Annotated in this window: 6 protein-coding genes and 1 other RNA gene; 5 read left to right on the forward strand and 2 right to left on the reverse strand. The window is 60.9% G+C overall.

Annotated features, from left to right (window positions below):
• Positions 1 to 6: 6 nt before the first annotated feature.
• On the reverse strand, positions 7 to 1,314 hold the full coding sequence (locus QWB57_RS08225; RefSeq protein WP_288969098.1) for an aminopeptidase P N-terminal domain-containing protein: 1,308 nt from the start codon (positions 1,312 to 1,314) through the stop codon (positions 7 to 9).
• A 15-nt stretch (positions 1,315 to 1,329) separates the two neighbouring features.
• Positions 1,330 to 1,872 carry a UPF0149 family protein gene (locus tag QWB57_RS08230; protein ID WP_223629135.1) on the reverse strand — a complete coding sequence of 181 codons (543 nt, stop codon included), beginning with the start codon at positions 1,870 to 1,872 and terminating at the stop codon, positions 1,330 to 1,332.
• An 88-nt stretch (positions 1,873 to 1,960) separates the two neighbouring features.
• On the opposite strand from QWB57_RS08230, the gene QWB57_RS08235 reads away from it, so the two are divergent.
• The 5 genes from QWB57_RS08235 to QWB57_RS08255 form a co-directional block, all read left to right on the forward strand.
• The gene (locus tag QWB57_RS08235) at positions 1,961 to 4,291 is read left to right on the forward strand and encodes a bifunctional diguanylate cyclase/phosphodiesterase (protein ID WP_288969100.1); all 2,331 of its coding nucleotides are present in this window, start codon (positions 1,961 to 1,963) and stop codon (positions 4,289 to 4,291) included.
• 9 nt (positions 4,292 to 4,300) lie between these two features.
• Positions 4,301 to 4,522, forward strand: a complete 222-nt coding sequence (locus QWB57_RS08240; protein WP_288969102.1) for a TIGR02449 family protein — start codon at positions 4,301 to 4,303, stop codon at positions 4,520 to 4,522.
• Positions 4,519 to 4,809 (forward strand): cell division protein ZapA, encoded by a 291-nt coding sequence (locus tag QWB57_RS08245; protein WP_223629132.1) that lies wholly within the window; start codon positions 4,519 to 4,521, stop codon positions 4,807 to 4,809. Before QWB57_RS08240 ends, QWB57_RS08245 begins: the two co-directional genes overlap by 4 nt.
• A gap of 63 nt (positions 4,810 to 4,872) precedes the next feature.
• Positions 4,873 to 5,055, forward strand: a non-coding RNA gene (ssrS, locus tag QWB57_RS08250) — 6S RNA.
• A gap of 53 nt (positions 5,056 to 5,108) precedes the next feature.
• Positions 5,109 to 5,596 (forward strand): 5-formyltetrahydrofolate cyclo-ligase (locus tag QWB57_RS08255; RefSeq protein WP_288969103.1); only part of this gene is annotated, 488 nt, incomplete at its 3' end.

The following is a 5,596-nucleotide window of genomic DNA, read 5'->3' on the forward strand; positions in this document are numbered from 1 at the left end:
GCGAGATCAGCCCGCCATCAACCCCTCTACATCCTCTGCGCTGCGTTCCAGCGCAGCGGTCAACACCCGGTGACCCTCGCGGGTAATCAACACGTCATCTTCAATACGGATACCAATCCCGCGCCACTGCGCCGCAACCGACGTGTCGTCGGGCGGGATATACACGCCAGGCTCGATGGTGAACACCATTCCCGGCTCCAACAGGCGCGATGCGCCATCGATGCGGTACTCGCCCACATCGTGCACATCCAGCCCCAGCCAGTGCCCGGTCTTGTGCCGATAAAATCGCTTGTAATCGCCATTGGCAATCACCTTTTCCAGCCTGCCCTTGAGCAAGCCCAGCGACAGCAAACCCTCTGCCAGCGTGGCCACTGCCGCGTCGTGACCAGCCTCGTAAGGCACACCCGGACGCGCCTGTGCCAATGCAGCCGCTTGTGCCGCGCACACCAGCGTATGCAGCGCACGCTGCGGTTTGCTGAAACGTCCATTGGCCGGAAACGTGCGCGTGATGTCCGCCGCATAGCCAGCGTATTCGGCACCGGCGTCGATTAGCACCAACTCGCCGTCGCGGCATTTCGCCGCATTATCGCGATAGTGCAGCACACAAGCATTGGCACCGCTGCCCACGATGCTGGCATACGCAGGTTGTGCGCCATGCTTGCGGAATACGTATTCCAACTCTGCCTGCAATTCAAACTCATGCATGCCCACTCGCGCAGCGCGCATCGCAGCACGATGCGCCTCGACACTGATCTCCGCCGCCTGTTGCATCAAGCGAAGCTCATCGGCCGATTTGAACAAACGCAGCTCGTCCAGCAAATGTCCCAGCTCAAGGAATTCCTGCGGCGGTTGCGCGCCCTGTCGCACCTGGGCGCGCACACGGTTGATCCAGCCGATCAACTTCAGGTCAAAGTCGGCATCGCGGCCAAGGTGGTAATGCACGCGCCGGCGGCCTTCCAGCAAACCGGGCAGGATGTCGTCGATATCCGCAATCGGGTAGGCATCATCCAAACCCAATACCGCAATCGCACGCTCCGGCCCCAAGCGTGCGCCATCCCAGGCTTCGCGCTCAAGGTCGCGCTCGCGGCAAAACAAAATCGCCTCGCCATGCTTGCGCCCCGGTACCAAGGCCAGTACCGCTTCTGGCTCATCACAGCCGGTCAGATACCAAAAATCGGAATCCTGCCGATACGGATAATACGTGTCGCGACTGCGCACACGTTCCGGTGCAGCCGGCAAAATCAGGATCGATCCCTCCCCTGCCGCCTGCATCAGCTGTTGGCGTCGCCGTGCAAAATGCTTGCGATCACTCACCGGCAAGCTACTCCATCAGTGCAGACGCTGCCGTTGCTGGCTACCCAGTACGCAATCTGCGTGCAGCAACAACACCGCCATGCGCAGGTATTCCTCGATTTCGGCCAAGGCCTCCTCGTCATCGTCCTGCTCACCCTCATCCAGCTGCGCGCCGCCCAGATTGGCCAGATCGGACAAGGCCTCCTGCGCTTCCTCGGACAAGGTGGCTTGGCCCAAAGCCAGCCCGAACCCGCCCAAAAAAGCACGGCACCACGCAAACAACTCCATCGCACGCACACTGACGGCAGCGTCCTCTGGCAGCAGCATTTGGAAGCCGAAGTCCGGATCCCGCAACTGCTCAACGCTGGCCCTGCGCAAGCGATCCAGCGCATCCCCAGCCACCGGTGTGGACAAGGCCGAATCCACCATCACCTGTGCTGGCCAATCGGCCACATCCGCACCGCCCGCCGCCAGCCAACCACACAGGCTGCCATGCAATTCGGCAGGGCTGCTGGCCAACGCCAGTCGATTTGCGGCTTGCGCCACTTCGGTCCAGCCCGGCAACTCGTTCTCGCTCACGCACACAATCTCGGCGAAGGGAGATGCGAGTGTAGCAATCGCCGCCCCGGCTTGTTGTCTTCCGGTTGCCTTGGTCTACACTCGACACATGGGGAAAGAGCTGTTTTCAGCGGCAGGAACAATCCTTGGCAGCGCACAGCGTACGCTGGCGACAGTGCCTGCGGTTGCGGTTTCTGGCAACTTGCCGGGCAGCCACTATTTGTTGTTGGTCTTGGTCGCTCTGGTGCTGGTGCTGGCCGGCACAACGCTAATCAATTACCGTCGCCGCGAACGCGTGCAACGCGAACATCTATCGGAGACCCATGAACGTGAACAGCGCCTGCGCCTGTCACTGTGGGCGTCCAACGAGTTGTACTGGCAGTACGACTTGCGCTCACGAGAACTGGAAACCACTCGGGTACTGCCAGACCAAGCCAACGACTTGGTGGTGTACAGCATCCTCGACAGCAACCCACAAATCCATCCTGACGATCTGCAGGATGTACTGCAGCGCTTGCGCGAGTATTTGCAGGGCAAGTCTGCGATTTTCCTCTCCGAACATCGCATGCTAGGGGACGCCGGGCAGTGGCAATGGATGCTGCTACGCGGCCGCGCAGTTGAGTATTCTGATGATGGCCGGGTGGTACGTATCGCCGGCACGGCGCGCAATGTCGAATCACTCAGAGAGTTGGAAAGCCAACGCCAAATTGCCGCCAAGGTGATGCACAGCATGGCCGAGTCAGTCGCCGTGCTGGATGCGCAATTTCACTTCGTGACCGTCAACCCGGCGTTCAGTCAAATGACAGGCTATACCGCTGAAGACGTGGTGGGTGAAGATGCAGCGCTGATCAACTCCACCCGCCATGACCCCCAATTCTATGCAGATGTCCGCAATGCCGTACGCAACAACGGCAGCTGGGTGGGCAACATGTGGCAGCAACGCAAGGACGGTAGCGTGGTGCTGTGCGCAATGCAGTGCAACCAGATCGAGCAATCGGGCGCTGCCGCCCCGCTGTATGTGCTGGTGGCCAATGACATCACCGAGCGCCACCGGATTGAGCAAGAGCTGCGCTACCTGGCCAATTTCGACACCCTGACCGGCCTTCCCAATCGCACCTTGCTGGCCGAACGCCTGTCGCGCGCCATCGTCAACGCACGCCGCAAGGGCAACAAATTGGCGCTGCTGTTTCTTGATTTGGATAACTTCAAGGACGTCAACGATTCGCTGGGCCACGCCACTGGTGACCGCGTGTTGCGCGCAGCAGCACAGCGTTTGCAGGACGTCGTGGGTGCGGAGCGCACAGTTGCACGGGTCAGCGGCGATGAATTCACCGCACTGCTGGAAGATCTGCACGATGCTTCCGAGGCTGAAGCATGTGCACAACGCATTCTGACTGCATTTGATGCGCCGCTGCGGCTGGATGACCGCTTCGAATTCACCATCACGCCCTCGATCGGCATCAGCCTGTTCCCCGAGCATGCGCAGGTGCCCACCGATCTACTTAAATACGCCGATACCGCGATGTATCACGCCAAGGCTGCCGGCAAACGCACCTGCATGTGCTACACCGACAGCATGGCCGTGGATCTGCGCAGACGCGCACATCTGATCAGCTCGCTGCGGCGCGTGGTGGAACGCGGCGAATTGCGATTGGTATTTCAACCGCAGCAAGTGCTGGCCGACGGCCGCATCGATGCAGTGGAAGCATTGCTACGTTGGGATAGCCCTGAACATGGCTCGATCCAACCCGATCAATTCATCCCGTTGGCAGAAGACTGCGGTGCCATTCTTCCCATTGGCGAATGGGTGTTGCAAGAAGCGTGTCGCACACTAGCCGCCTGGCAGCGTGCCGGTGTCAGCACGCAGCTCTCGGTGTCGGTCAACGTATCGGCGCTTCAGTTTCTGCGCAGCGATCTGACGCAAACCGTCCACGCCGCGCTCACACAAAGTCATTTGCCGCCCAGTGCATTGGAATTGGAGTTGACCGAGAGCGTGCTGATGGCAAATGCCGATGTGGCTACCGAGCGGTTGCAAGCCTTTCGGGAGATGGGGGTGTCGATTGCGGTGGATGATTTCGGTACCGGCTATTCGTCGCTGGCCTATCTGCATCGTCTGCCGATCAATACCCTGAAGATCGACAAAGCGTTCGTCGACGGTCTGCAATTGTCCGGCGACAGCGAAGACACCACCATCACCACCACCATCATCGCAATGGCCCGTTCACTGGGCTTGCTTGTGGTCGCTGAGGGCGTGGAAACCCCCGAGCAACTCACCTTCTTGCAACAACAACACTGTGATCTTGCGCAGGGCTATCTGATTTCTCCTCCATTGGAGGCCGACGCCTGCCTGCGCTTTATTCTTGATGTTCAGCAGCGCACTGCTCGGCACGCGTTGGCACAGCCCACCACGCATCTTGACCAAGCACTGCCACCTGCCTAATGTGGGCAGATGACAAACCGCGACCTGCATGCTGAATTGCACAAACTGCTGGCACGCATCGACTTGCTTGCCGTGCGCACGCAACGTCTGCACGACGAAAACCGCAGCCTGCGCCAGCAAATAGAGCAAATGAGCAGCGAGCGCGCACACCTACTCAGCAAGCAGGAACAAGCCCGCAGCCGGGTGGAAGCGATGATTGGCCGCTTGAAATCGCTGGAGCAACACACATGAGCGAGCCGGTCACCGTCCGTATTCTGGACCGCGAATACACCGTGGGCGTGAGCGATGATGAACGCGATTCGCTCACCGCAGCGGCACGCATGCTGGATGCGCGCATGCGCGAGCTGCGCGGCGGCAACAAGATGGTGGCCCCCGACCGGCTGGCGGTGCTGACCGCGCTCAATTTGGCGCACGAATTGCAACAAAGCCAAACGCCGGCAACAGCGCGCAGCGGCGATCCCTTCGCCCTGCTGGATGATGCCAATCGCAAACTGGATGCGCTGCTGGCGGCAAGCTGAACCACTCAAGTCCGCAGCCCACCTTTCTGCTTCACTAATCGACATCGCCAGCTATACTGGCGATGTCCTCTGCTGTGAGCGACGGCGCGCGCAACATTCGCCTTGTCCCTTAATGACGACCACGGGGACGCATTGGTTGCCGGGAGTGCAAGTCCGCTTCATGCGGAAAGCCCAATGGCCGCCACGCGTTCCCACTTGAACCCCGGGTTCAAGGTCGTTTCGCTCGCATCGCCACAGCGGAGACATTCCCCCCTTTTGCTGCAGGCGTTTGCCGCGTGAGCCCGCCTTCCAACCGCGCCATGCTGCGCAAAACCCTGCGTGCCCAATTGCGTGAAGTGCGCCGCAGCCTGCCGGCCGCGCAGCGCATTGCCGCCGCCGATGCCCTCGCCCAACGCTTGCTGGCGCTGCCGATGCTGGCGCAAACAGACCCGTCGGCCGGTGGTTATGTGGCCGGCTATTGGGCAATGGATGGCGAAATCGGCTTGCACGCCTTGCAATTGGGCCTGCCCAAGGGCTGGATCTATTGCCTGCCGATCCTGCACCCCGATGGTACGCTGCGCTTTGCGCCGTGGCACCCGGGCGATTCGTTGGTGACCAACCGCTACGGCATCCCCGAACCCGACATCAGCCCCGACGCGGCATTGCGCGCCGACGCAATGACGCTGGTGCTGCTGCCCTTGGTCGGGTTTGATGCGCACTGCCACCGCTTGGGGATGGGCGGCGGTTGGTACGACCGCAGCTTTGCATTCCGCAACACCCAACCGGCCCCACCCTGGCTGGTCGGCGT

Source organism: uncultured Thermomonas sp., assembly GCF_937872235.1.
Classification (GTDB): domain Bacteria; phylum Pseudomonadota; class Gammaproteobacteria; order Xanthomonadales; family Xanthomonadaceae; genus Thermomonas; species Thermomonas beijingensis.